Annotated in this window: 22 protein-coding genes; 9 read left to right on the top strand and 13 right to left on the bottom strand. The window is 70.6% G+C overall.

What is annotated here, in order from left to right; translation table 11 throughout:
- The first annotated feature begins 13 nt into the window (after window positions 1-13).
- A complete protein-coding gene (gene tpx, locus AB0K18_RS14925) occupies window positions 14-514 on the top strand; it encodes a thiol peroxidase (protein ID WP_364914554.1) in 501 nt (166 codons plus the stop codon).
- Between the two features lie 4 nt (window positions 515-518).
- On the opposite strand, the gene AB0K18_RS14920 is transcribed toward tpx, so the two are convergent.
- On the bottom strand, window positions 519-1,424 hold the full coding sequence (locus AB0K18_RS14920; RefSeq protein ID WP_364914553.1) for a TIGR03619 family F420-dependent LLM class oxidoreductase: 906 nt from the start codon (window positions 1,422-1,424) through the stop codon (window positions 519-521).
- 3 nt (window positions 1,425-1,427) lie between these two features.
- Window positions 1,428-2,252, bottom strand: a complete 825-nt coding sequence (locus AB0K18_RS14915; protein ID WP_364914552.1) for an SAM-dependent methyltransferase — start codon at window positions 2,250-2,252, stop codon at window positions 1,428-1,430.
- An 80-nt stretch (window positions 2,253-2,332) separates the two neighbouring features.
- On the opposite strand from AB0K18_RS14915, the gene AB0K18_RS14910 reads away from it, so the two are divergent.
- Window positions 2,333-3,079 carry a helical backbone metal receptor gene (locus AB0K18_RS14910; protein WP_364914551.1) on the top strand — a complete coding sequence of 249 codons (747 nt, stop codon included), beginning with the start codon at window positions 2,333-2,335 and terminating at the stop codon, window positions 3,077-3,079.
- Here AB0K18_RS14910 and AB0K18_RS14905 read toward each other — a convergent pair.
- From AB0K18_RS14905 to AB0K18_RS14885, 5 genes are read right to left on the bottom strand one after another with little or no spacing between them, the layout of a single operon-like run.
- Window positions 3,072-4,232 carry an ROK family transcriptional regulator gene (locus tag AB0K18_RS14905; protein WP_364914550.1) on the bottom strand — a complete coding sequence of 387 codons (1,161 nt, stop codon included), beginning with the start codon at window positions 4,230-4,232 and terminating at the stop codon, window positions 3,072-3,074. The two genes, AB0K18_RS14910 and AB0K18_RS14905, sit on opposite strands and share 8 nt — an antisense overlap.
- A 6-nt stretch (window positions 4,233-4,238) precedes the next feature.
- Window positions 4,239-5,084, bottom strand: coding sequence for a carbohydrate ABC transporter permease (locus tag AB0K18_RS14900; protein WP_364914549.1), 846 nt, complete (start codon window positions 5,082-5,084; stop codon window positions 4,239-4,241).
- Window positions 5,071-6,039: a sugar ABC transporter permease gene (locus tag AB0K18_RS14895; RefSeq protein WP_364914548.1), complete on the bottom strand. Its 969-nt coding sequence runs from the start codon at window positions 6,037-6,039 to the stop codon at window positions 5,071-5,073. Before AB0K18_RS14895 ends, AB0K18_RS14900 begins: the two co-directional genes overlap by 14 nt.
- The gene (locus tag AB0K18_RS14890) at window positions 6,036-7,406 is read right to left on the bottom strand and encodes an extracellular solute-binding protein (RefSeq protein ID WP_364914547.1); all 1,371 of its coding nucleotides are present in this window, start codon (window positions 7,404-7,406) and stop codon (window positions 6,036-6,038) included. The genes AB0K18_RS14895 and AB0K18_RS14890 overlap by 4 nt, the downstream gene beginning before the upstream one ends.
- Window positions 7,407-7,438: 32 nt before the next feature.
- A complete protein-coding gene (locus AB0K18_RS14885) occupies window positions 7,439-8,326 on the bottom strand; it encodes a sugar phosphate isomerase/epimerase family protein (protein ID WP_364914546.1) in 888 nt (295 codons plus the stop codon).
- Between the two features lie 113 nt (window positions 8,327-8,439).
- Between AB0K18_RS14885 and AB0K18_RS14880 the strand changes: the two genes are divergently transcribed.
- Window positions 8,440-9,468 carry a zinc-binding alcohol dehydrogenase gene (locus AB0K18_RS14880; protein WP_364914545.1) on the top strand — a complete coding sequence of 343 codons (1,029 nt, stop codon included), beginning with the start codon at window positions 8,440-8,442 and terminating at the stop codon, window positions 9,466-9,468.
- A gap of 2 nt (window positions 9,469-9,470) precedes the next feature.
- Window positions 9,471-10,256 (top strand): sugar phosphate isomerase/epimerase family protein, encoded by a 786-nt coding sequence (locus AB0K18_RS14875; protein ID WP_364914544.1) that lies wholly within the window; start codon window positions 9,471-9,473, stop codon window positions 10,254-10,256.
- Window positions 10,257-11,440: 1,184 nt separating this feature from the next.
- Here the strand turns inward: AB0K18_RS14875 and AB0K18_RS14870 are convergent.
- Window positions 11,441-12,547 (bottom strand): zinc-binding dehydrogenase, encoded by a 1,107-nt coding sequence (locus AB0K18_RS14870; protein ID WP_364914543.1) that lies wholly within the window; start codon window positions 12,545-12,547, stop codon window positions 11,441-11,443.
- Complete coding sequence (locus tag AB0K18_RS14865) at window positions 12,537-13,481, bottom strand: Gfo/Idh/MocA family oxidoreductase (protein ID WP_364914542.1); 945 nt, start codon at window positions 13,479-13,481, stop codon at window positions 12,537-12,539. The genes AB0K18_RS14870 and AB0K18_RS14865 overlap by 11 nt, the downstream gene beginning before the upstream one ends.
- Before the next feature lie 107 nt (window positions 13,482-13,588).
- On the opposite strand from AB0K18_RS14865, the gene AB0K18_RS14860 reads away from it, so the two are divergent.
- Together AB0K18_RS14860 and AB0K18_RS14855 are read left to right on the top strand one after the other, a co-directional pair.
- Window positions 13,589-14,563 (top strand): glucosyl-3-phosphoglycerate synthase, encoded by a 975-nt coding sequence (locus AB0K18_RS14860; RefSeq protein ID WP_364914541.1) that lies wholly within the window; start codon window positions 13,589-13,591, stop codon window positions 14,561-14,563.
- Complete coding sequence (locus AB0K18_RS14855) at window positions 14,560-15,678, top strand: glycosyltransferase (protein WP_364914540.1); 1,119 nt, start codon at window positions 14,560-14,562, stop codon at window positions 15,676-15,678. The genes AB0K18_RS14860 and AB0K18_RS14855 overlap by 4 nt, the downstream gene beginning before the upstream one ends.
- Here AB0K18_RS14855 and AB0K18_RS14850 read toward each other — a convergent pair.
- Window positions 15,675-16,469: a universal stress protein gene (locus tag AB0K18_RS14850; RefSeq protein ID WP_364914539.1), complete on the bottom strand. Its 795-nt coding sequence runs from the start codon at window positions 16,467-16,469 to the stop codon at window positions 15,675-15,677. The two genes, AB0K18_RS14855 and AB0K18_RS14850, sit on opposite strands and share 4 nt — an antisense overlap.
- A 124-nt stretch (window positions 16,470-16,593) precedes the next feature.
- On the opposite strand from AB0K18_RS14850, the gene AB0K18_RS14845 reads away from it, so the two are divergent.
- On the top strand, window positions 16,594-16,851 hold the full coding sequence (locus AB0K18_RS14845; RefSeq protein WP_364914538.1) for a hypothetical protein: 258 nt from the start codon (window positions 16,594-16,596) through the stop codon (window positions 16,849-16,851).
- Window positions 16,852-16,934: 83 nt separating this feature from the next.
- The gene (locus AB0K18_RS14840) at window positions 16,935-17,546 is read left to right on the top strand and encodes a phosphatase PAP2 family protein (RefSeq protein WP_364914537.1); all 612 of its coding nucleotides are present in this window, start codon (window positions 16,935-16,937) and stop codon (window positions 17,544-17,546) included.
- On the opposite strand, the gene pip is transcribed toward AB0K18_RS14840, so the two are convergent.
- Window positions 17,477-18,442, bottom strand: coding sequence for a prolyl aminopeptidase (gene pip, locus AB0K18_RS14835; protein WP_364914536.1), 966 nt, complete (start codon window positions 18,440-18,442; stop codon window positions 17,477-17,479). The two genes, AB0K18_RS14840 and pip, sit on opposite strands and share 70 nt — an antisense overlap.
- A gap of 49 nt (window positions 18,443-18,491) precedes the next feature.
- Between pip and AB0K18_RS14830 the strand changes: the two genes are divergently transcribed.
- The gene (locus AB0K18_RS14830) at window positions 18,492-21,608 is read left to right on the top strand and encodes an NACHT domain-containing protein (protein ID WP_364914535.1); all 3,117 of its coding nucleotides are present in this window, start codon (window positions 18,492-18,494) and stop codon (window positions 21,606-21,608) included.
- Here AB0K18_RS14830 and AB0K18_RS14825 read toward each other — a convergent pair.
- Together AB0K18_RS14825 and mscL are read right to left on the bottom strand one after the other, a co-directional pair.
- Entirely contained in the window at window positions 21,602-22,177 is a 576-nt protein-coding gene (locus AB0K18_RS14825) for a hypothetical protein (RefSeq protein ID WP_364914534.1), read from the bottom strand. The two genes, AB0K18_RS14830 and AB0K18_RS14825, sit on opposite strands and share 7 nt — an antisense overlap.
- A 39-nt stretch (window positions 22,178-22,216) precedes the next feature.
- Entirely contained in the window at window positions 22,217-22,636 is a 420-nt protein-coding gene (gene mscL / locus AB0K18_RS14820) for a large conductance mechanosensitive channel protein MscL (protein ID WP_364914533.1), read from the bottom strand.
- Window positions 22,637-22,650 lie beyond the last annotated feature (14 nt).

Raw genomic sequence — 22,650 nt, 5'->3', positions numbered from 1 at the left:
CAGGAGGTTTTTCATGTCCGACGTCACGTTCAAGGGCAACCCCATCACCGTCGCCGGCACCTTCCCCAAGGCGGGCGACACCGCTCCCGCGTTCCGGCTGGTGGGCGGCGACCTCGCCGAGCGCACGCTCGACGACTTCGGCCAGAAGACCAAGGTGCTCAACATCTTCCCGAGCCTCGACACCGGCGTGTGCGCCGCCTCGGTGCGCCGCTTCAACGAGATCGCCGGTGAGCACCCCGACGTGGCCGTGCTCTGCATCTCGGCCGACCTGCCGTTCGCGCAGGGCCGCTTCTGCGGCGCCGAGGGCCTCGAGAACGTCACCACGCTGTCGATGATGCGCGGCCGCGAGTTCCTCGCCGACTACGGCGTGGCGCAGGAGTCGGGCCCGCTGGCCGGCCTCGCCGCGCGCGCGGTGGTCGTGCTCGACGGCGACAACAAGGTCGTCTACTCGCAGCTGGTGCCGGAGATCACCCAGGAGCCCGACTACGACGCCGCCCTCGCGGCCCTCAAGTAAGAGGTCAGCCGAGGCGGGTGGCCAGCTCGTCCTGGAAGGACGCGGCGAGGTCGAGCAGATGGCGGTCGTCGGTGGCGGTGTGCTGGAGGTCGAGGATCAGCTCGTGCGCCCCGGCCTCCACCGCCTCGGCGAGGTAGGCGCTGATCTCGGCGACGGTGCCGCTCCTCGGCGGCCGGCCGTCGCCGGTGACGATCGGGTTGGCGCGCAGGATCATGCGCAGCGCGCCGGGATCGCGCCCGGCCTCTTCCGCGGCCCGGCACACGGTCTGCCACATCGCCGTCAGCATGGGGATGGGCAGCGTGGCCGTCAGCCAGCCGTCGCCGCGCCGCCCGATGCGGCGCAGCGCGGGCTCGGCGAAGCCCGCGAGATAGAGCGGCGGCCTGCGGGCCGGCTTGGGCTCGATGTGGCTGGGCGGGATCGTCCACAGCTCGTGCTCGAACGAGACGGGGTCGGTGGTCCAGATGGCCTCAAGGGCGTCGAGCGTGGCGTCGTAGCGCCGGGCCCGGTCCTGCCACGGCACGCCGGCGGCGGCGTACTCGTCCGACGACCAGCCGAGCCCGAGCCCCGCGTCGAGCCGGCCACCGCTGAGGTGGTCGATGGTGGTGAGCGAGCGGGCCAGCACGGCGGGTGCGTACCAGCAGGCGTTGAGCGCGCTGGTGCCGAGGCGTACGGACGTGGTGACGGACGCGGCGACCGACAGCACCGCGAACGGGTCGAGGAAGACCCGGTGGGCCTCGGGGATGGAGCCGTCACCGCCGGGATAGCGGTCCTTCGGCGCCACCGGGGTCAGCAGCCGGTCACCGGCCCACAGGCTGTGGAAGCCCATCTTCTCGGCCGCCCGCGCCACCTCGAGCACGCTGGCGAGCGAGGCGAACCTGCCGTACTGCGGGACGGCCAGCCCGACGCGCATGGCTCAGCCCTTCCTGCCGACGCCGCACAGGATGAGCGAGGAGGCGGGGTCGTCGACGAAGTCGATGACGTCGGCCTGCTCGGGCCGCCACTCGGGCAGCCACACCAGCCCGGGGTCGATGAGCGTGAACCCGTCGAACAGCTCGCGGATGCGCTCTCTGCCGCGCAGCGTGAGCGGGGCGCTGGCGCTCTGGTAGACCTGGGTGCCGCGATCGACGGCGGCGGCCCTGGCGTCGCTGGTGCCGTGGGACAGCACGAGGTAGCTGCCGGGCGCGAGCGCGTCGCGCAGGGTGGCGAGGATCTCGCCGGGCCGCTCGGCCTCGGTGATGAAGTGCAGGATCGCGACCAGCAGCAGCCCCACGGGCTTGCTGAAGTCGATGGTCCGCGTCACCTCGGGATGGGCGAGGATGGCCGCCGGATCGCGCAGGTCGGCCTCGATCACGGTGGTGTCGGCGCCCTGGTCGGCGAGCAGCGCCCTGGCGTGCACCAGCACCACCGGGTCGCGGTCGACGTAGACCACCTTGGCGTCGGGCACGACCTTCTTGGCCACGTCGTGCACGTTGCCCTGGGTGGGCAGGCCGGTGCCGATGTCGAGGAACTGCGTGATGCCGGTCTCGGCCAGGTGGCGCACCGCGCGGCCCAGGAAGGCGCGATTGGCCCTGGCGGCGGCCCGCAGCTCGGGGGCGACCTTCAGGATCTGCTCGGCCGCCTCGCGATCGGCGGGGAAGTGGTCCTTCCCGCCGAGGTAATAGTCGTAGAGCCGGGCCACGCTGGGGGTGTTGGGGTCGAAACCGAGTGACTCCTGCTCCAACCGTCTTCTCCCGATCATCGAGGTAACGATCTTTGCCTGGAGTCTACGGCCCGGTGCCGACAAAAGAGATCATCGAGCCGTCGATCTAGGCTGTCAATGTGGATGACACCGGGACGACCGTAAAGATTCCCGGCGAGGTGCGGCGGATCGTGTCGCTGGTGCCGTCGCTGACCGAGTCGGTGGCGGCCACCGTGCCGCACGCGCTGGTCGGGGCCACGAAGTGGTGCTCGCATCCGGCCGATCTCGACGTGGCGAGGGTGCGCGGCACGAAGAACCCCGACCTCGGCGCGATCCTGCGGCTGCGCCCCGACGTGGTGCTCGCCAACGCCGAGGAGAACCGCCCGTCCGACATCGAGGCGCTGCGCAGGTCAGGCGTCGCCGTCTGGGTGACCAGGATCGCGACGCTGGAGGAGGCGTTCGCGTCGCTGGAGCGGATGTTCACGCACGCCTGCCGTACGGACCCGCCCGGGTGGCTGGCCGAGGCCCGCGCGGCGTGGGGCACGCCGTGGGAGGGCCCGAGGCGTACGGCGATCATCCCGATCTGGCGGCGGCCCTGGATGGTCGTGGGCCGCGACACCTTCACCGGCGACGTGCTCAGACGCCTCGGCGTCGACAACCTGTACGCCGGCCACCCCGAGCGCTACCCCAAGATCCCGCTCGACGAGCTGACCGGCCGCCGCCCCGACCTCGTGGTGCTGCCCGACGAGCCCTACGCCTTCAGCACGAGCGACGGCCCCGAGGCGTTCCCCGGGCTGCGCTGCGTGCCGGTCAGCGGCCGGCTGCTGACGTGGTACGGCCCTTCGCTGGTGGCGGCGGCCGGCGAGCTGCGCCAGGCGCTCAGCTGACCTTGTCGCGCCTGGCCTCGGCCAGCGCGGTGTCGACGGCGGCGGCCGACAGCACGTGCTCCATGACGATCACCGCCATGCCCACGATGCCGGCCCGGTCGCCGAGCGAGCCGGTGACGATCTCGAGGTTGCGGGTCGTGTACGGCAGGCTGCGCCGGTAGACGGTCTCCCTGATGCCGGTCAGGTAGTGCTCCCTGGTGCGTGCCATGTCGCCGGCCAGCACCAGCACGCCGGGGTTTAGCAGGCTGACCGCGGTGGCGAGGACGACGCCGAGCGTGCGCCCCGCCTCCTGCACCTTGGCGATGGCGGCGGCGTCGCCGCTCTGCACGAGCCTGACGACCTCGCGGCTGGAGGACACGCCGAGGTCGGAGGCCAGCGCGTGGCCGCTCGCCAGCGAGGCCACGCAGCCGCGCGAGCCGCAGGTGCAGACCCGGTCGTCGGTCTCGCGCAGGCGTACGTGGCCGATGTTGCCCGCCGCGTCCTCGACGCCGCGGTAGACCTGCCCGTCGAGCACGATGCCGGTGCCGATGCCGGTGGAGACCTTGACCAGGACGAGCGAGTCGGTGCCGCGCCACGACGACCACCACTCGCCGAGCGCCATCGCGTTGGCGTCGTTCTCGACCAGGATGGGCACGTCGTAGGAGGCCCTGATGGCCTCGCGCACGGGATGGTCGTCCCAGCCGGGCATGAGGAACGACCTGATGACGTGCCCGGTGACGTGATCGACCGAGCCGGGCACGTCGAGCCCGATGCCGCACACGTCGGCGGCGGGCCGCCCGGCCCGGTCCAGCATGCGCTGGAACGCCTCGCGCACCCACGAGAGCACCGCGTCGGGGCCCAGCTCGATGCGCATCTCGGTGCGCTCTTCCGCCATGGGGCGGGCGGCGAGGTCGGTGAGCGCCACCCTGGCGTGGGTGGCGCCCAGGTCGGCCACCAGGATCAGCCGCCTGGCGGCGTGCACGTCGAGCACCGAGGGCGGCCGCCCGCCCCCTGACGCGCCGACGCCGGACTCGTGGATGTATCCGGCGGCGATCAGCCGGTCGACCCGCTCGGTGATGGTCGAGCGGGACAGGCCGGTGTGCTCGATGAGCTCTTTACGGGTACGGCAGGAGCCATGGCGGATGAGCTGGAGGATCTGCCCTGCCGTCAGCATGGGGGTCTATCCCTTCTCCGCTCCTGCGGTGAGGCCCTCCGTCAGCAGTCGCTCACTGGCGAAGAACACGATCACGATGGGCAGCGTGAGCACCACCGACCCTGCCATCAGGACCGTCGTCGGTATCTCGATGCTCCCCGCGAGCTGCGAGAGCCCCAAGGACACCGTCCAGCTCTCCCGCCGTTCCACGAGGAAGAGCAGGGCGAACAGGAACTCGTTCCACGCGATCATGAACGCGTAGAGGCCGGTGGCCATCAGGGCGGGTTTGGAGAGCGGCAGCACCACCCGCCAGATGGTCGACAACCTCGTGCACCCGTCGATCGCGGCCGCTTCCTCCACGCTTTGCGGCACGGTCTCGAAGTAGTTGCGGAGCATGTATACCGTGACCGGCACCGTCTGCGCGATATAGACGAGGATCAAGCCCACAAGAGATCCGCGCAGGCCGATCATGGTGAACAGCACGAACAGGGGGATGGCCAGCACGATCGCCGGGAACAGGTACACCGCGAGGAAGAGGAAGTGCACCTGGCGGCGGCCGAAGAAGCGCAGCCTGGCCACCGCGTACGCGCCCGGGATCGAGATCAGCAGCGTCACCGCCACCGACGCGACCGCGATGATCGCGCTGTTCCTGAGGAAGGTCAGGAAGCCCTGCCTGGTCAGCACGTTCACGTACGTGTCCAGGGTGAACGCCGACGGCCACAGCGAGCCGGGGTCGAGGATGAGCTCCTGGATGTCGCGGACGGACAGCATCACCATGTAGAGGAACGGGAACGCGGTGATCAGGAAGAGGAACGCGATCACCAGCGGCCTGAGGACCTTCAGCAGGCCCCGCTCGAACCTATCCCTGCTCACGTTCGCCTCCCGCGAAGAACCTGAGGTAGATCGCCAGGAAGACGACCAGGAAGACGGCCAGCACGATCGCCTGGGCGGCGGCCGCGCCGATGTCGTCGCGCGAGGTCAGGAAGTTGTAGACGCGCACGCTGACCACCTCCGTGCCGGCGCCGCCGCCGGTCAGCAGGTAGACGTCGTCGAACTTGGTGAAGGTGAAGACGAACCGCAGCACCGACAGCAGCGCGATGATGCGCCACAGCTGCGGCATGATCACGTAGCGGAAGCGCTGGGTGGGCGTGGCGCCGTCCACCACGGCGGCCTCGTCCAGCTCCTTGGGCAGCGCCTGCAGCCGGGCCAGGATGAACAGGAACGCGAACGGGAAGTACCGCCACGCCTCGAACGCGATCACGGTGAGCAGCGCGACCGGCACCTGCACGCCGAGGATCTCGCCCTTGGCCTGGGTGAGGAACGCGATCGGCTCGTCCAGCCAGGTGTTGACGATGCCGTACTGCGGGTTGAGCATCGTCTCCCACAGGAACGCCACCGCCACCACCGGGGCCACGTACGGGATCAGGATCGAGGCCCTGACCAGCGTGCGGCCCTTGAACCTGTCGCGCAGCGCGAGCGCGGTCACCAGCCCGGCCGCGATCGACAGCGCCGTCCCCGCGACGGTGTAGACGAGCGTGTTGACCAGCGACGACCAGAAGCCGGGCTCGGAGATCACGTACGTGAAGTTCTCCAGCGTGTAGTGCCCGAAGACGCCCACCCGCCTGATGTTGATCAGCCGCGCGTCCTGGAACGCCAGCATGATCGCCCACAGCAGCGGCAGCACCACCACGACCAGCGTGATGATCAGCGTCGGTGAGATGAGCACGAGCCCGGCGCGGCCCTCCTGCTGCCGCAGCGTGCCCCCGCGCCGCCGGCGGGCCGGGGAGCCGGCCGGTGTGCGCGGCTCCCGTGTGCCGGTGGCGGTCACTGCCTGATCCCGCGCTTGATGCTCTCGACGTCGGCCTTGGCCTGCGCGGCGGCGGCCTGCGGGGTCAGCGACCCGTCCACGACCATGCTGAGGGCCTTGGGCACGGGCAGCTCGCCCATCGTGGCGCCGACCAGCTTGCCCTGGCCCTGCGGGATGCCCCAGCGGGCGAAGGTGTCGGGGCTCTTGCGCAGCGCGTCGAGCACGTCGGCGGGGTAGACGTCGGCGAGCGGCTTCTTGGTGTCGACGCCGGCGGGCAGCGCGTCCCACTTCGCCTCGAAGCCCTTGCGGGTCGGGAACTTGCCCTCGGGCGCCATCCCGATCCAGCGCTCGTAGCCCTCGTTCATCATGTACGACACGAATCTGCCGGCCGGGTCCTTGGCGGCGTCGCGGGTGATCGCCCAGGAGACGATCTCGCCGTACTGGGCGGGCGCGGCGCCGTCAGGGCCCTTGAGCGCGGTGACCACGCCGGTGTTCTCGGCCAGCCACTCGGGGTTCTCGCGGCACTGCGCGCAGCTCGGCAGCGCGTCCTTACGGAGCCCGGCCAGCTCGTCGAGGATGAACGACGACCAGATCGTCATGGCCGCCTTGCCGGAGAAGTAGGTGGCCCTGGTCGAGTCGACGTCCTGCTTGCCCTTGACGGACAGGTTCTTGGCCAGGTTCGCGTAGAACTCGAAGGCCCTGACGCACTGCGGCGAGTCCAGCGTGATGTTGCCCGAGCCGTCCACGAGCTGGCAGCCGTTGGCCTGGGCGATGTGCTCGAAGCTCTGCGCGGTGAAGGAGTCCTTCGGGGCGATGGCGAGCGTGATGCCGGCGACGCCGCCGGTGTTGAGCTTGGTGGCGGCCTCCTGCAGCGCCTCGTACGTGTCCGGCGGCCGCAGCCCGGCCTTGTCGAACAGGTCCTTGCGGTAGAGGATCAGCTGCGCCCACCCGTCGCTGGGCACCGCGAGCAGCGTCCCGCCCGAGCTGTCGAGCTCCAGCGCGCGCGGCGAGAACGTGTCGCGGCCGAGCCCGTCGACGATCTTCCCCGGCGTCTCGGTGTCGAGCAGGTCGTTGGCCTCCAGCTCGCGGATGGACGACAGCGGCAGCGCCCCGATCACGTCGGGCAGGTCGTCGGCCGCCGCCGCGGCCGTGATGGTCTGGCTGAACTGGTCCTCGGCCACGCCGACCAGCTTCACCTTGATCCCGGTCTTCTGGGTGAACTCGGTGACGATCGCGTTCTGCACGGCCATCCGGTCCTCGAGGTTCTCCTCGGTCCAGACCGTGATCTCGTTGTTCGCTGACTGCTCGCCACCGTCGTCGCCGCAGGCCGCCAGTGAGACGGCGGCCAGCAGGGCGACGGAGAGGACGGCGGTTACCTTCGTCGGCATGGCACGCTCCTCTGATTGGGGATAAGCCGCACTTACCCCTGCACGAGATGGCGCAACGTGCGGTAGGCGATACCGAGACCGGTCTGTACCCTCTCCGTGCTTCCGCTCCACACCGGGTCCTCGTGCTCGACGGAGACCACCCCGTCGTAGCCGCCCTCGTACAGCGTGTCGATCACCCGCGTCCAGTCCACCTGGCCGAGCCCCGGCACGCGGAAGCGGTACCAGCCCTTCTCGCCGCTGATCGGCCCGTAGAAGCCGTAACGGTCGATCGCGCCGGGCAGGAGCTGGGTGTCCTTGGCCTGCACGTGCGCGACGTTCGAGATGTACGGCCGCAGCGCGGCCACCGGGTCGATGCCGAGCGCCACCAGGTGGGACGGGTCGTAGTTGAGCTTGAGCCCGAGCGTGAACATCCACTCCCACAGCTCGGGGGAGTAGGCGAGGTTGCCCGGATAGCCGTCGGGGTGCCAGCTCTTCATCACGCAGTTCTCGATGACCAGCTCGACCCCGCGGGCGGTGGCGTACTCGACGAGCGGGCCGAAGACGTCCTCGGCGCGCTTGAGGTTGTCGCGGACCGGCAGCCCGGGGTCGCGGCCGACGAACGTGCCGACCGTGGGGCAGCCGAGCGCGGCGGCGGCGTCCACGCAGCGCATCACGTGCGCGTTCACCTGCGGCCCTAGCTCAGGGTGAAGATTGTTCTCGTAATAGGCGATCGAGGAAAGCGTCAGTCCGGTCTCCGTGAAGATTCGCCGGACTCGGGCGTTTTCTACCTCGTCGAAACAATCTACCTTGATGTGATTTCGGTCATCCGAAGCCGGCCAACCCGCGACTTCGAGAGCCTCGTAGCCCTGGCTCGCGGCCCACCGGGCAATGTCGGTAAGGTCGCTTTCCGGAAGACACGCTGTCAGAAACCCCAATTTCATCAGTCACCTCCGACAGAAGTCGTAGACTTAAGCGTGTTACGAACGCTACTAGTGCGTACCAAGAATCACTAAATCTTTGACTTTTGTTTGATCATTAAGCGTAAGTGTGGAGAATGCGCGTCATCACCTTCGAAGAGCCAGGCCATGTCCGCGTCGGCCTGGAGTCGCCCGCCGATCTCATCCCGGGCACAGTGCGCGTACGCACTCTCTATTCAGGAGTCTCAGCGGGCACCGAACTCACCGCCTACCGCGGCACCAATCCCTACCTCAATCGCAAATGGGACACCGAGCGCCGGCTCTTCGTCGAGGGCCAGACCCATGCCTACCCGCTGGCCGGGTGGGGCTACCAGGAGGTCGGCGAGGTCATCGAGGCCGCACCCGACGTGGCCGACCCGCCGCTCGGCAGCCTGGTCTGGGGCATCTGGGGCCACCGCGCCGAGGCCGTCGTCCCGGCCGCCAAGCTCGAAGGCCACGTGCTGCCGCCCGGCGCCGACCCGCTGACCGGCGTCTTCGCCCGCGTGGGCGCCATCGCGCTCAACGCCGTGCACGCCGCCGACGTGCACCTCGGTGACCAGATCGCAGTCTTCGGCCAGGGCGTCATCGGGCTGCTCGCCACCCGGATGGCCGTGCTCAGCGGCGCCCGCGTGGTCGCCGCCGACGCCATCGCCGACCGGCTGGAGCTGGCCAGGCGCTTCGGCGCCGCCGAGACCTTCGACATCGCCTCGGGCTCGGTGGCCGAGTTCATGCGCAAGCGCGTCGAGGGCGCCGACGGCGTCATCGAGCTGAGCGGCAGCAACGCCGGCCTGCACGAGGCGATCAGGACCGTGCGCAGGGGCGGCCGGGTGGTCGCCGCCGGGTTCTACCAGGGCGACGGCGTCGGCCTGCGGCTCGGCGAGGAGTTCCACCACAACCAGGTCCAGCTCGTCTCCTCGCAGATCGGCGGCGTCGCCTCGTGGCTGGCGCACCGCTGGGACGTCGAGCGGCTGCAGCGCACGTTCATGGAGCTCGTGCACCGCGGCGAGGTCGACGCGCGCGCTCTCATCAGCCACGTCGTGCCCGTCGACCGGGCCCCTGAAGCCTTCGACCTGCTCGACAAGCACCAGTCCGAGGTGCTTCAGCTCGTCTTCGAATTCAAGGAGTGACAGTGAAGCTCGCCGTACAGGAGCAGCTGCTGCCTGGCCGCAGCCTGCAGGAGAAGTTCGCCTTCGCACTCGACGCCGGCTTCGACGCCATCGAGCTTCGCGGCAAGGGCGATTTCCACTTCGCGGGCCGGCTCACGGAGCTCAAGCGCGCGCGGGCCGACGGCGTCGTCATGCCGACGGTGTGCGTGGACATGCCCCACTTCATCGGCGACTTCGACCCGGCCAAACGCAAGGACGCGATCCAGCAGCTCCGATCGCAGCTCACCGTGATCGGCGAGCTCGGCGGCGTCGGTGTCATGACCCCCGCCTCCTGGGGCCAGTTCTCCCGGCGGCTGCCCCCGTTCGAGCCGCCGCGCAGCCCGGAGGAGGACCGCGAGGTGCTGGCCGAGGCGCTCGGCATCCTCGGCGAGCACGCTCACCGCAACGGCGTGCTGATCATGCTGGAGCCCCTCAACCGGTACGAGAACCACATGGTCAACACGCTGGCCGAGGCCGTCTCGTACTGCTCGATGGACTCCATCAGGATCGTCGGCGACACGTACCACATGAACATCGAGGAGGACGACCCCTGCCGCGCCCTCATCGCGGCGGCCCCCTACCTCGCGCACATGCAGATCAGCGAGTCCAACAGGCATCAGCCCGGCACCGGACACCTCGACTGGGGCGCACAGCTCGCCACCCTCGACGCCGTGGGCTACGACGGCTATCTCGCCCTCGAATGCCGCCTGCGCGGCGAGCCCGAGATCGTCCTCCCCCAGACCGCCGCCTTCGTCAGGAAATATCTATGATCCTTCGCGACGCCGTGCGCGTTCTGGTGAGCAACTGGGACGGCAGCTACACGGTCCCCTCCCGTCGCCTCTACCCCCACCAGTGGAGCTGGGACTCCGCCTTCGTGGCGATCGGCAACGCCCGCCTGTCGCCGCGAAGGGCCAGGTCGGAGTTGCTGACCCTGTTCGGTGCGCAGTGGAGTGACGGCCGGGTGCCGCACATCGTGTTCAATCCCGAGGTGGCCGAGGGCGCCTACTTCCCCGGGCCGGCCTTCTGGGCCGCGCGGGCGCCGTCGGGCGTGCGCACCTCCGGCATCGTCCAGCCGCCCGTGCACGCGCTGGCCGCGTGGAAGACGTACCTGGCCGAGCCCGATCTCGGGTTTCTTGGCCGCATCTATCCCCGGCTGGTGGCGCAGCAGGAGTTCCTGCGCGCCCAGCGGCGCTCGCCCGAAGGGCTGATCGCGATCGTGCACCCCTGGGAGTCGGGCATGGACAACAGCCCCGCCTGGGACGTGCCGCTGGCCGCGGTCGAAGCCGCGCCCGGGGGGTTCGTGCGCAGGGACCTGCAGAGCGTCAGCGCCGACGAGCGGCCCACCGACCGCGACTACCAGCTCTACATCGCGCTGGCCGAGGCCTACCGCGAGTCCTGCTACACCGCGCCGGGCGCGTTCCAGGTCGAGGATCCGCTGTTCAACGCCGCGTACGGGCTGGCCGAGTCGACGCTGGCGGACATCGCGCGGGCGCTCGGGCTCGACCCAGAGCCGCACGAGCGCGAGGCGGCGGCCGTCACCCGCGCCATGGTCGAGCACCTGTGGGACGGCGCGCTCTTCCAGGCCCGCGACGTGCGCACCGGCAAGCAGACCGAGTCCGCGAGCGCGGCCGGGCTGACCCCGCTCGTGCTGCCGGGGCTGCCCGACGAGGTGGCCGACACGCTGGTCAGGACCGCGCTCGACCGGTTCGGGCTCAAGGAGCTGCCGCTGCCCAGCTACGCCACGGACGCCCCCGAGTTCGACCCCGCCCGCTACTGGCGCGGCCCGAGCTGGATCAACGTCGGCTGGCTGGTCTGGCACGGCCTCAAGGACCGCCGCCCCGACCTCGCCGCCGACCTCGCCGACTCCATGCGGCGCGCGGTGTGCAGGTCGGGCTTCCGCGAGTACTTCGACCCAGTCAGCCTGCGTGGCCACGGCTCGCGCGACTTCAGCTGGTCAGCCGCCCTCATCCTCGACCTCGTCGCAGAGCACGGCCTGAACGCACTGCAGCCGTCCGGCCGCGAGCTCTGTCATGAGACGTGGCGCTTCGCCGAATCCGACCAGATCGGTGACCACGTGACGGCGTAGCGCCGTTCCGTGCCGCCGCAGCAGTGCGATGGTCTCGTGCGACAGGCGTTCCCTGTCCCAGGCGTGCGCGAGACCGCGCGGCACCCGGCCGATCTGGGCGCAGCGCACGGTGAGCCCGTTGTGGTGGAACTCCTCCCCGAGCCGCACCTCGGGGGCGCCGCCGGTGTAGAAGGCCAGGTCGATCAGCGTGCCCTGGGGGCGCAGCAGGCGCAGGCCGAGCGCCAGCGCCCTGGCCTGGCCGCGGCACTGGAAGACGACGTCGGCGCCGCGGTCGTTGGGTCCGTGCCGCCAGCGCCGCTTGAGCTCCACCGCCGGGTCCTGCGCGGCGTCCATGGTGCCGGCGCCCAGCGCGGCGGCGATCTCCAGCCGGGACGGCGTCTCGTCCACCACCACGACCTCGGCCGCGCCCGCGTACATGGCGAAGCAGGCCGTCAGCAGCCCCACCACGCCGGCGCCGACCACCGCGACCCGCCGGCCGCGCACACCGTCGCCCAGGTCGCGCACCGCCGGGCCGTGCAGGTCGTGGGCGGCGTGCAGCAGGCCGTTGGCGCAGATCGGGCCCATGTGGGCGACGTAGATGCCGAGCAGCGGGTCGAGGTCGTCGGGCAGCTGCACGAACCGGTCGGTCATCGGGTCGGCCACGTACGCCGTGCGGTGCCCGTACGCCATCGCCACCAGCGCGCCCTCGCGCACGGCCCGCGTCCGCGTCTCGACCACCAGCCCCACCTGCATGTAGCCGATGCCGCGCACCGGGTACGCCACCGACGGCGCGCCGTCGAGGAACAGCCCGAGCGCCGGGTCCCAGCTCGCGCCGAGGTAGGGGTTGGTGCCCTTGACGTAGGTCAGCTCGGTGCCGGCCGAGACGCCGCTGTGGGTGGTGGCGACCATGAATCCGCCGTCGGGCAGGTCGGGCAGCTTCTCCTCGACCAGGCACACCTCCCCGGGCGCCTCGATGCTGAGGGTCTCACTGGTCATCGAGCATCACCGGCCTCTGCTCGGCTGCGGATCGGGCGAGTGCCAGCGCCAGGCGGTGGGTGCGCAGCGCCTCCCCGTACGGTACGCGCACGTCGGCCGCCTTGCCCTGCACCGCGTTGATGAACTCGCGATCCACCCGCGTCTTCGCCCGGCCGTCGTCCTCGATCGCGCGGTGCCCGTCCACGAGCAGCCGGGTCTCGCTCAGCTCAAGCGCGATCCCGTCGGCGCACACCTCGAGCCCCACCCGGTGCTTGCGGGTGAGCAGGCAGGAGGTGGCGAGCAGCCCGGCCGCGCCACCGGAGAAGCGCAGCACGGCGGAGGTGGCGCGGTCGATCTCGCCGTCCACGGGGGTCCCGCCCGGCACCGCGTGCACCATGGACACCTCGCCCACCAGCACCCGCGCCAGGTCCAGCACGTGCACCGCCTGCTCGACGATCTGGCCGCCCGACCTGCCGGGGTCGAGCCACCAGGCGACCGGCGGCACCTTGTCCAGCCAGTGGCCGAGCGCGAGGTGGACGGGCCGGCCGGCGAGCAGATCATGCGCCTGTCGGACAATGTCTAGATATCGCCAGTGATGTCCGACTGCTGAGGGCAGAGACCTCCGTTCGATTTCGGACGCGATGTTCTCTGCGGTCTGGAGGTCAAGAGACAGTGGCTTTTCCACGAAAATCGGGAGATTGCACGACAGAACGTCATGTTCCGGGTTACCGTGCGCGAAAGGAGGCACACAGACGTAGACAGCGTCCAGGCCGCCGGCGCTGAGCAGGTCGGCGTGGCCGCCATAGGCGGGGGAGCCGTGCTTCGAGGCCAGAGCCTCGGCCCTGTGGGGATCGGTGTCGGCGATCCCGGCGATGGTCACATCGGGGAAGCCGGACAGGACGTCTGCATGGCGAGCGGCAACATTTCCGGCACCTATGATGCCGACACGGGTCATTGGGGACACAACCCGGCATATGCCACTTGTGGGCTAAATCAAACAAACATGTTCAGGCGCCTATAGATCGGGCAGAGGTCGGAACCTCTTTAGATCGGGGCTGATACATGGAAAAAGATCTGCGAGCCTTGGCCAGAGTCCGTGAATGGTACGGACCGCACTCGAGTACGGCGGCGGAATGGCCGGTCGACGCCCTGCTGATGGCCAAGGGGAACACCACGGTGAGCGTGGTGCTGCCCGCCCGCGACGAGGAGAGCACGGTGGGCGGCATCGTCGCCGCCATCCGCCGCGACCTCGTCGAGCGCATGCCGCTCGTCGACGAGATCCTCGTCGTCGACTCCAACTCCACCGACGCGACCGCCCAGCGCGCACGCGAGGCGGGCGCCCGCGTCGTCGCACAGAACGAGGTGCTGCCCCACCTCGAACCGCTCACCGGCAAGGGCGAGGCCCTGTGGAAGGGGCTCGCGGCCTCGAAGGGCGACATCGTCGTCTACATCGACGCGGACCTGCGCAGCTTCGGCCCCCACTACGTGTCGGGCTTAGTCGGTCCGCTGCTGGTGGACGCCCACACGCACTTCGTCAAGGCGACGTACGAGCGGCCGTACACCGGGGCCGACGGGGTCGTCCAGCGCGGCGGCGGCGGGCGGGTCACCGAGCTGGTCGCGCGGCCGCTGCTCAACATGTTCTGGCCCGAGCTGGCCGGCTTCTCCCAGCCGCTCGGCGGCGAGTACGCCGCCCGGCGCGAGGTGCTGGAGCAGGTCCCCTACGTCACCGAGTACGGCGTCGAGTTCGGCCTGCTCGTCGACCTGCTGCACCTCGTCGGGCTGGACGCGATGGCCCAGGTGGACCTGGGACACCGCACCCACACCCACCAGTCGATGGCCGCGCTCGGCAGGATGGCCGGGCAGATCATGCACACCGCCTGGTCGCGGCTGGAGCGCCAGGGCCGCGTGCTCGCCTCGGAGCCTCCGGGGCACACACTGCTGCAGTTCGGGCTCGAAGGACAGGCGGGCCTGGTGGACGTGGCCGTGGCGGAGCGTCCCCCACTGGCCTCGCTCGTCCTGGAGGAGGATCTGGCATGAGAGTCCTGGTGAACGCCGGGCCGTGGCTGGAGGTGCCGCCGGCCGGTTACGGCGGGATCGAGAACGTGGTGGCCACGCTGGTGCCCGCGCTGCGCGAGCGCGGGGTGAGCGTGGTGCTGGCCTCCGTCGGCTCCAGCACGCTGGAGACGGACGAGCTGGTCTCCGCGTACGACGAGGGCTGCTTCAGCGAGCTGCAGAAGCCGTACAACCAGGTCATGGGCATCACCCACGCCCATCTCGCCAGGGTCGTGGCCGAGCTGCGCCGGCGCGACGACATCGACCTCGTGCACGACCACGTGGAGGTGGTCGGGCCCGCGGTGCTCTCGGCGTACGGCGGCCCGCCTGTCCTGCACACCCTGCATTGGGACCTGCGCAAGCACCCGGCCTTCTACGGCGCCTTCCCCGGCGAGATCGCGGTCAACGGCGTGTCGGAGTCGCAGCTCGACCGCGCCCCCGAGGCGCTGCGCGCGGCCTCCCTGGGCGCGATCCACCTGGCGACCCCGCTGGCCGACCGCGACGTGCGGGTGCCGCGCGGCGAGCACCTGGTGGTGATGGGCCGCATCTGCGGGCTCAAGGGCCAGCACGTGGCCGCCAGGATCTGCCAGAAGCTGGGCCTGCCACTGGTGCTCGCCGGTCCGGTGAGCGCCCGGGACTCGCAGGCCGAGCTGGACATCGTCGCCCAGAACCCCTATCACCCGCTGCACAGCCATCCCGACGTCCGCTACCACCTCGACCACGTGGCCCCCTACCTCGACGGCGAACTCGTGAAGTGGGTCGGGGCGGTGGGCGGCCAGGAGCGCGACGACCTGTACGGCTCCGCCCGCGCCGCCCTGTTCCCCATCCAGTGGGACGAGCCGGGCGGCACCGCCGTCGTCGAGGCCCTGGCGCTCGGGGTGCCCCCGATCGGGCTGCGCAGGGGCTGCCTGCCGGAGATCATCGACCACGGACGTACCGGCTTCCTCGCCGACACCGAGGAGGAGCTGGCCGAGTGGGTGCTGCGGGCCGACGAGATCGATCCCGAGGAGTGCCGCCGCGAGGCCCGCCGCCGCTTCTCGCCGTCGGTGATGGCCGATCGCTACCTGGAGCTGTACGAGCAGGTGATCAAGCGGCGTTAGCCGAAGCCGCGCGGCAGCACGGTGACCGGACGCGGGGACGCGCGCAGCACCTTCATGGCCAGCTCGCCGAGGAACACCCGGTGCGGCTGCGCGTCCTCGCTGGCCGCGCAGACCAGCAGCTCGCCGTCCAGCCACTCGACGTCGCCGAGCGCGGCGGCGACGTCGTGGCCCTCGGCGACCTCGGCCTCCGCCTCGATGCCGGTGCTCTCCCAGGCGAGCCGCACGGCGAGCGCGAGGTCGTCGCGGAGCCTGCCCTGGTCCTCGGTGCGCAGGTCGAACGTGAGCAGCCGCAGCGGCACCCCGAGCCGCAGTGCGGCCTGCGCCACCTGCTCGACCGCCGCGTCACATTGAGGCCGGTGCACGTAGGCCAGCGTGAGCCTGGTCAGCTCGTCGGGCGGGACGTAGTCGGCGGGCGCCAGCATGACCGCCTCGGGTGACATGTGCAGGAGGTGGTCGGCGGTGGCGCCGATGGAGATGCGGCCGTGCTGTCCGCCGCCCCCGGAGCCGACCACGATCAGGTCGGCCTTGATCCGGCTGGCCAGCACCGACAGCCCGCGTCCCGTGCCCCTGCTCTCGAACGTGAGGTACTCGGCCGGCACCGGGCCCAGCTCCTCGGCCGCGTGCGCGAGGTTGGCCTGCGCCTCGACCGCCAGCCCTGGGCTGCCCGGAGGGTAGATCGTGGCGACCGTCAGCTCGCCGCCGGTGACACGGGTGATCACGCCGGCGAGGGCGAGCGCGTCCCGCCCGCCTGGGTCGTTCGCATATCCGACGATCACGTGCGCTCCGATCACGACGGCCCTCTTACCCACTATCACCTGGGAATACGCCGCTTTGATCCGAACGTTGTAAACGTCCGGAGGCGTAAAGAACGTGAAGATCACTCTTGATACCCGTTTCAACGGGTCCCTCGGCCCCGTGACCCTTCGTGAAGCGGTTCAGCAGCTCAGGGCACGGGATCTCGCCTGTACGGTCGCCGCCGACGCCCTGGAGCAGAAGGTGACCGTCTTCGCCGACTGCGTCGAGCGCGGCTTCACCCCGCTGCGCAGCGAGATCATGGCCGCCTACTACGTCGCCGAGCGCGACGCCACCACGGCGGCGTTCGACCGAGGGCTGATCACCCGCGCCGAGCTGGAGTCGAAACAGGCCGCATTGGCGCGCCAGCTCCTGACCTGACGACTTTCCGCCTTATGGTGGAGGCGCCGGAGGCTTCCTGTTCGTAAGGTTCTGTCCATCGGACATTCATCGATTGGACAGGCGTGTACCACGACATCGTCGACTTCGCTCTCAGCACACCCGCATGGCTGCACACCGTCGCCGAGGTCGGCACGGACGCGGGGCTCTTCCTGTTCGCGCTGCTCTTCGTGGTGGCGGCGGTGCGGGCCTGGCGCGGTCCCGCGCGCGACCTGGCGCTCGTCGTCGCCGGGCCGGCCGGGATCGTGCTCGCGTACGTGCTGAGCGAGGTCGTCAAGGTGTTCGTGAAGGAGGACCGGCCGTGCCGGGGCGGGATCGCGACGATCGCCGCGTGCCCGCCCCTCGACGACTGGTCCTTCCCCAGCAACCACTCCGTGATCGCGGCCGGCGCGGCGGCCACCCTCGTGCTGTGCTGGCGCGCCCTGGCCTGGGCGGTGTTCCCGCTTGCCGTGCTGATGGCGTTCTCACGGGTGTTCGTGGGCGTGCACTACCCGCACGACGTGGCCGGCGGCTTCCTGTTCGGCCTCGCTCTGGCGCCGCTGTTCGCGCTGCTCCTCGTGGGGGCGATCACCCCCGCCGTACGGCTGCTGCGCGCCCGCCTGCCGCGCTACTTCCCCGAGTCCGCGAACCCGTCCGTGGCGGCGATCAACCGGTCGAGGATGCCCGGCTCCGAGTAGGCGTGCCCGGCCCCCGGGATGACGTGGAACTCCGCCTCGGGCCACGCCTTGTGCAGGTCCCAGGCCGTGGCCATGGGCGTGCAGAGGTCATGGCGGCCCTGGACGATCACGCCCGGGATGTGCCGGATCCTGTCCGCGTTCCTGATGAGCTGGTCGGGCTCGAACCAGCCGCCGTGGGTGAAGTAGTGGTTCTCGATCCTGGCGAACGCGACCGCCGTCTCCGCCTCGCCGAAGTGCTCGACCAGCTCGGGATCCGGCATCAGCGTGACCGTGCCGCCCTCCCACTGCGCCCACGCGCGGGCCGCCGCCAGCCGGGCCGCGTCGTCGTCGCCCTCAAGCCGCTTCCTGAAGGCGCCGATGAGGTCGTCCCGCTCGTCCTCGGGGATCGGCGCCACGAACGTCTCCCACAGGTCGGGGAAGAGGTACGAGGTGCCCTCCTGGTAGAACCAGCGCAGCTCCTGCGGGCGCAGCGTGAAGATGCCGCGCAGGATCAGCTCGGACGTCCTGTCCGGGTGCGTCTGGGCGTACGCGAGGGCCAGCGAGCTGCCCCACGACCCGCCGAACACCTGCCACCGCTCGATCCCCAGGTGCTCGCGCAGCCGCTCCATGTCGGCGACCAGGTGCCAGGTCGTGTTCGTGCTCAGGTCGGTCGTCGGGTCCGAGGCGTGCGGTCGGCTGCGGCCGCAGTTGCGCTGGTCGAACAGCACGATCCGGTACCGCTCCGGGTCCCATTGGCGTCGGTGCCCGGCGTTGCACCCGCCGCCGGGGCCGCCGTGCAGCATGACCGCGGGCTTGCCCTCGGGGTTGCCGCAGACCTCGTAGTAGATCTGGTTGCCGTCGCCCACGTCGAGCAGGCCGGAGTCGTACGGGTCGATGGGCGGGTACAGAGTTCTCATACGTCCTGATCCTGCCGCATCCTGCCCGGTGAATGGCCATACTGGCGCTGTGGCACTCGATGCGGCGGCGCTGGCCGTGGGCAGGGCGGTGGGGGAGCGGGCCGCGCGCGTCTGGCTCGGCGCGCGCTCGGGCAAGGAGAGCCGCTCCAAGGACCTCGTCGAGCTGATGCGCGCCCATTTCGCCGACCAGCTCGTCCGGCGCAAGGCCGAGCGGCAGATCGAGGACATCGCCGACTCCGTCACGGCCCGGGTGCTCAAGGTGTGCGCGCACGAGTATCCGGGGCTGACCGACGACGACCGGGGCGTGGTCCTGGCCGAGGTGGTCGGCACGCTGAGCCGCGCCGACCTGTCCGACCGGGCGCTGTTCGCGGCCGCCGCCGACCCCGTACGCCTCGCCCGTGACGTACGCGCCGCTCTGCCCGCCTCCCAGGACCTGCCCGAGGCGGCCGCCCGCCTGTACGAGGTCGTGCTCGACGAGTGCTGCGACTGCCTCGTCCGCATCGTCTTACATCTGCCCGAGTTCCAGCCCCGCGCCGCCGCCGACACGCTGGCCCGGCTGGCGAAGGTGGGCGACGACATCTCCGTCATGCTCGAACGGCTTCCCGCCAGGACCCTGGAGGCGCCCGACGGCACCGACCGGGACACCGCGTTCACCCGCCGCTACCTCGAACACGTCAGCAGGACGCTCGACACGCTCGACCTCATCGGGGTGCGGGTCGAGCGGTTCACCCCGCGTACGTCGCTGAGCGTGGCCTACATCAGCCTGTCCGTCTCCGCCACCAGGACCCGCCCGCGCGAGCCCGCCGCCGAGCCGTGGCACGAGCCCGTCGGCGCGCCGTCCGCCATGCGTGTGGAGAGCGCGCTCGCCCAGGGGCGGCGCATGCTGCTCAGAGGCGAGGCCGGCGGCGGCAAGAGCACGCTGCTGCGCTGGCTCGCGATCACCGCGGCGCGCGGCGGCTTCACCGGCCCGCTGACCGGGTGGAACGGCTGCGTGCCTTTCCTGATCAAGCTGCGCGGCTACGCCGACCGCGCGCTGCCCAGGCCGGAGCAGTTCCTGGACGGCGCCGCCGATCCGCTCGCCGGGCTCATGCCGGCCGGCTGGGTGCACCGGCGGCTCTCGTCCGGGCAGGCGTTGTTACTGGTGGACGGCGTGGACGAGCTGACCGGCACGCAGCGCCAGGCCATCAAGCCGTGGCTGCGCGGGCTGCTCGCGGAGTTCGGCGCGACGAAGGTGGTCGTCACCTCCCGCCCGTCCGCGGCCCGCTCGACCTGGCTCGACGGTGAGGGCTTCGCACCCGCCTTCCTCGAACGCATGACACCCTCCGACACCCGGGCCCTGGTCGAGCACTGGCACGCCGCCGTCAAAAGCGGCGACGACCTGCCCTGCCCGCCCGAGCTGCTGCCCGTCATCGAGTCCCGGCTGCTGCGCCACCTGGAGAACACCCCCAGCCTGCGCTCCCTCGCCGCCACCCCGCTGCTGGCGTCCATGCTGTGCGCGCTCAACCTCGACCGCGCCGCGCAGCTCCCGCCCAGCCGCATGGGCCTGTACGCGGCGGCCCTGGACATGCTGCTCGAACGCCGCGACCGCGAGCGGGCGATCCCCAGCTACGGCGAGTTCCGGCTGGACCGGGCCCAGAAGCTGCAGATCCTGCAGCTGCTGGCCTGGGAGCTGTCCATGGGCAACCGGGTGGAGCTGCCCTTCCGCGCGGCCGCGGCCAAGGTCGCCCGGCTCGTCGCCGGCATGCCCCTGGTGTCGGCCTCGGGGGAGGAGGTCCTGCGGTACCTGCTCGACCGCAGCGGCGTCATCAGGGAGCCCGCGGACGGCCGCATCGACTTCGTGCACAGGACCGTCCAGGAGTACCTCACCGCGCGGGCCGCCGCCGAGGACGGCGACCTGGAGCCGCTGATCGCCGCCGCGCACCGCGACACCTGGCGGGAGACCGTCATCATGGCCGCCGGCCACGCCAACGCCCCGCTGCGCCGGGAACTCCTTGAGGGCCTGCTCCGCAGAATCCACCAGGAACCCAGGCACCGCCGCCGCCTCAAACTCCTGGTCGCGGCCTGCTTCGAGACACTGCCGCACGTACCGGATGATCTGCGACCGGGCGTGAACGCCTGCCTAGACGACCTCGTCCCACCCCGAGACGCCGCCACCGCCCGCTCCCTGGCCACCGGCGGCGAGGCGGTCCTGAACCGCCTCCCCACCACCCTCGCCGGCCTGTCGGACGAGGCCGCCAAGGCCACCGTGCGCACGGCCTGGCTGATCAACGGCCCGAAAGCCCTTGAGGTCTTGGTCCGGTATGCGCGCGACGAGGGCGCGGAGATCCAGGACGAGCTGAACGAGGCGTGGAGCTACTTCGACCCCGATGACTACGCGAAGAGAGTCCTCTCACAGACCACCTTCGTCGGACCGCTCCGCGTCGACACCCCGGGTCAGTTCCGAGCCCTGCGCCACGTCCCGCCGTCGAGATCCCTGCGCGTCCGGAACTTCGACCTCGACGACCTGAACCCGCTCCTGCACTGGCGCGCGTCGCTGCGCCGGCTCAACCTCTCACGCGTCACCCTGCCTGACGATCTGACGCCGCTCAGCTCCCTCACCACGCTCACGAACCTGGCGATAGGCGCGGTCGGCATCCCGGGGCTGAGCTTCCTCGCGGGGCTGCCGCAGCTCGCCTACCTCTACCTCATCGAGCTGACCAGGGTTGAGGACTATCGGCCGCTGCGGCGGCTCTCCCGGCTGCGCTCGCTGAGCCTCTACGGCGCGACGCGGCTCACCCGCTGGGACGACCTGCCGCCGCTCGACCGCCTCTTCCGGCTCACCCTCGACGGCACACCGGTGGTCACCCGCCTCGCCGAGGTCATCGAGCGGGCTCCGTCGGTCCGCGAGCTGCGCCTGTCGGACCTGCCGCTGCCCCCGGACCTGGACCGGCTGCCGGAGCTGCCCCTGACACATCTCAACCTGCGAGGGATGCGGGACCTGACGAACCTCGCCCCGCTGGCTGGACTGTCCGGGTTGCGCGAACTGTGGATCCCCGGCATCGCCCCCGGCACGGATCTCGAGCCGCTCGCCGAACTCCCCTCGCTGGAAACCGTCCACGTCTCCGCCGACGCGGATCACCCGAACGCCGCGCTGCTCGGCACACGCGTCAAGGTCGTCGACTACTGAGACCAGGTGTGCCGGTTGAGGAAGGTGCGGTCGCCCGTGGCGTAGTCGTGGAAGGACTGCTGGACCTCTGACAGGTCCTCGACCATCGTGCGGATCAGCGTGTTCTCCTTGTACTCCAGCTCGTACCCCGGCGACACCTGAAGGAAGTGCCGGCCGAAGTTGACCAGGGCGACGAACGGGTTCTGGGGGGACATCGTGGCCAGGACGTCGTGGACGAGGCCCAGGTCCGGGTCGTTGACGATCATGCCGTCCCCCGTGTGGAGCTGCATGCCCTCGTAGACCCCGAGCGGCGCCACGTTGTGCACCAGGTCGCGCTGCGGGTCGTAGCAGACCATGCCGTGCGCGCGGGCCACGGTGAACACCTGCGAGGAGACCTCGTCCATGGTGTCGAGGTCCATCGTCACCAGCACGTGGCCGGGGTAGAGCGTGACCTCTCCCGGCAGCTCCTTGGCGACGTCGGGTGCGGGGCCGTCGCCGGGCTCGGTCCGCTTGACCGCCAGGTACGTCGCGCGCGCCTGGTCCCTGCTGATCGGCACCGGTTCGTCCCAGACCATCAACTCAACGCTCATCGGTCCATCTTGACGGACCCGCACCCGTGCCGTGCGTCACTACCTGGGTTTTTCCGAATCCGGCACCAGGTGGGCGGTGCAGTGGGCGCACCGGCGCGCCTCGGCGGGGATTTCCGACAGGCACTCGGGGCACTGCTTGGTGGTGGCCGCCTTGTCCCGCTCGAACAGCTTCACGAGCCGGGTCATCGGAGCCACGATCAGCCAGTAGACGACGGCCGCGATGATCAGGAAGGTGACCAGGTGGTTGAGGAAGTCGCCGTACAGGAAACGACTGCCGTTGACCGTGAAGGAGTAGTCGGCGAAGTCGGGTTGCCGGCCGCCGGTCACGGCGCCGATCAGGGGCGTGATGAGGTCGGTGACGAAGGCCTCCACGAGGCCGCTGAAGGTGGCGCCGACGATCACCGCGACCGCGAGTTCGACGATGTTGCCGCGCAGTAAGAACTGTTTGAAACCGCCCATGACATCAGCATGTA

Origin of the sequence: Nonomuraea sp. NPDC049421 (assembly GCF_040677005.1) — a bacterium.
Classification (GTDB): Bacteria; Actinomycetota; Actinomycetes; order Streptosporangiales; family Streptosporangiaceae; genus Nonomuraea; species Nonomuraea salmonea.
This window is presented reverse-complemented; position numbering and strand designations above follow the sequence as displayed.

Coding starts and splice junctions, on each gene's coding strand:
- tpx (WP_364914554.1), top strand. CDS start 14: ATGTCCGACGTCACGTTCAAGGGCAACCCCATCACCGTCGCCGGCACC.
- AB0K18_RS14920 (WP_364914553.1), bottom strand. CDS start 1,424: ATGCGCGTCGGGCTGGCCGTCCCGCAGTACGGCAGGTTCGCCTCGCTC.
- AB0K18_RS14915 (WP_364914552.1), bottom strand. CDS start 2,252: ATGATCGGGAGAAGACGGTTGGAGCAGGAGTCACTCGGTTTCGACCCC.
- AB0K18_RS14905 (WP_364914550.1), bottom strand. CDS start 4,232: ATGCTGACGGCAGGGCAGATCCTCCAGCTCATCCGCCATGGCTCCTGC.
- AB0K18_RS14890 (WP_364914547.1), bottom strand. CDS start 7,406: ATGCCGACGAAGGTAACCGCCGTCCTCTCCGTCGCCCTGCTGGCCGCC.
- AB0K18_RS14885 (WP_364914546.1), bottom strand. CDS start 8,326: ATGAAATTGGGGTTTCTGACAGCGTGTCTTCCGGAAAGCGACCTTACC.
- AB0K18_RS14880 (WP_364914545.1), top strand. CDS start 8,440: ATGCGCGTCATCACCTTCGAAGAGCCAGGCCATGTCCGCGTCGGCCTG.
- AB0K18_RS14870 (WP_364914543.1), bottom strand. CDS start 12,547: ATGACCAGTGAGACCCTCAGCATCGAGGCGCCCGGGGAGGTGTGCCTG.
- AB0K18_RS14865 (WP_364914542.1), bottom strand. CDS start 13,481: ATGACCCGTGTCGGCATCATAGGTGCCGGAAATGTTGCCGCTCGCCAT.
- AB0K18_RS14860 (WP_364914541.1), top strand. CDS start 13,589: ATGGAAAAAGATCTGCGAGCCTTGGCCAGAGTCCGTGAATGGTACGGA.
- AB0K18_RS14855 (WP_364914540.1), top strand. CDS start 14,560: ATGAGAGTCCTGGTGAACGCCGGGCCGTGGCTGGAGGTGCCGCCGGCC.
- pip (WP_364914536.1), bottom strand. CDS start 18,442: ATGAGAACTCTGTACCCGCCCATCGACCCGTACGACTCCGGCCTGCTC.
- AB0K18_RS14825 (WP_364914534.1), bottom strand. CDS start 22,177: ATGAGCGTTGAGTTGATGGTCTGGGACGAACCGGTGCCGATCAGCAGG.
- mscL (WP_364914533.1), bottom strand. CDS start 22,636: ATGGGCGGTTTCAAACAGTTCTTACTGCGCGGCAACATCGTCGAACTC.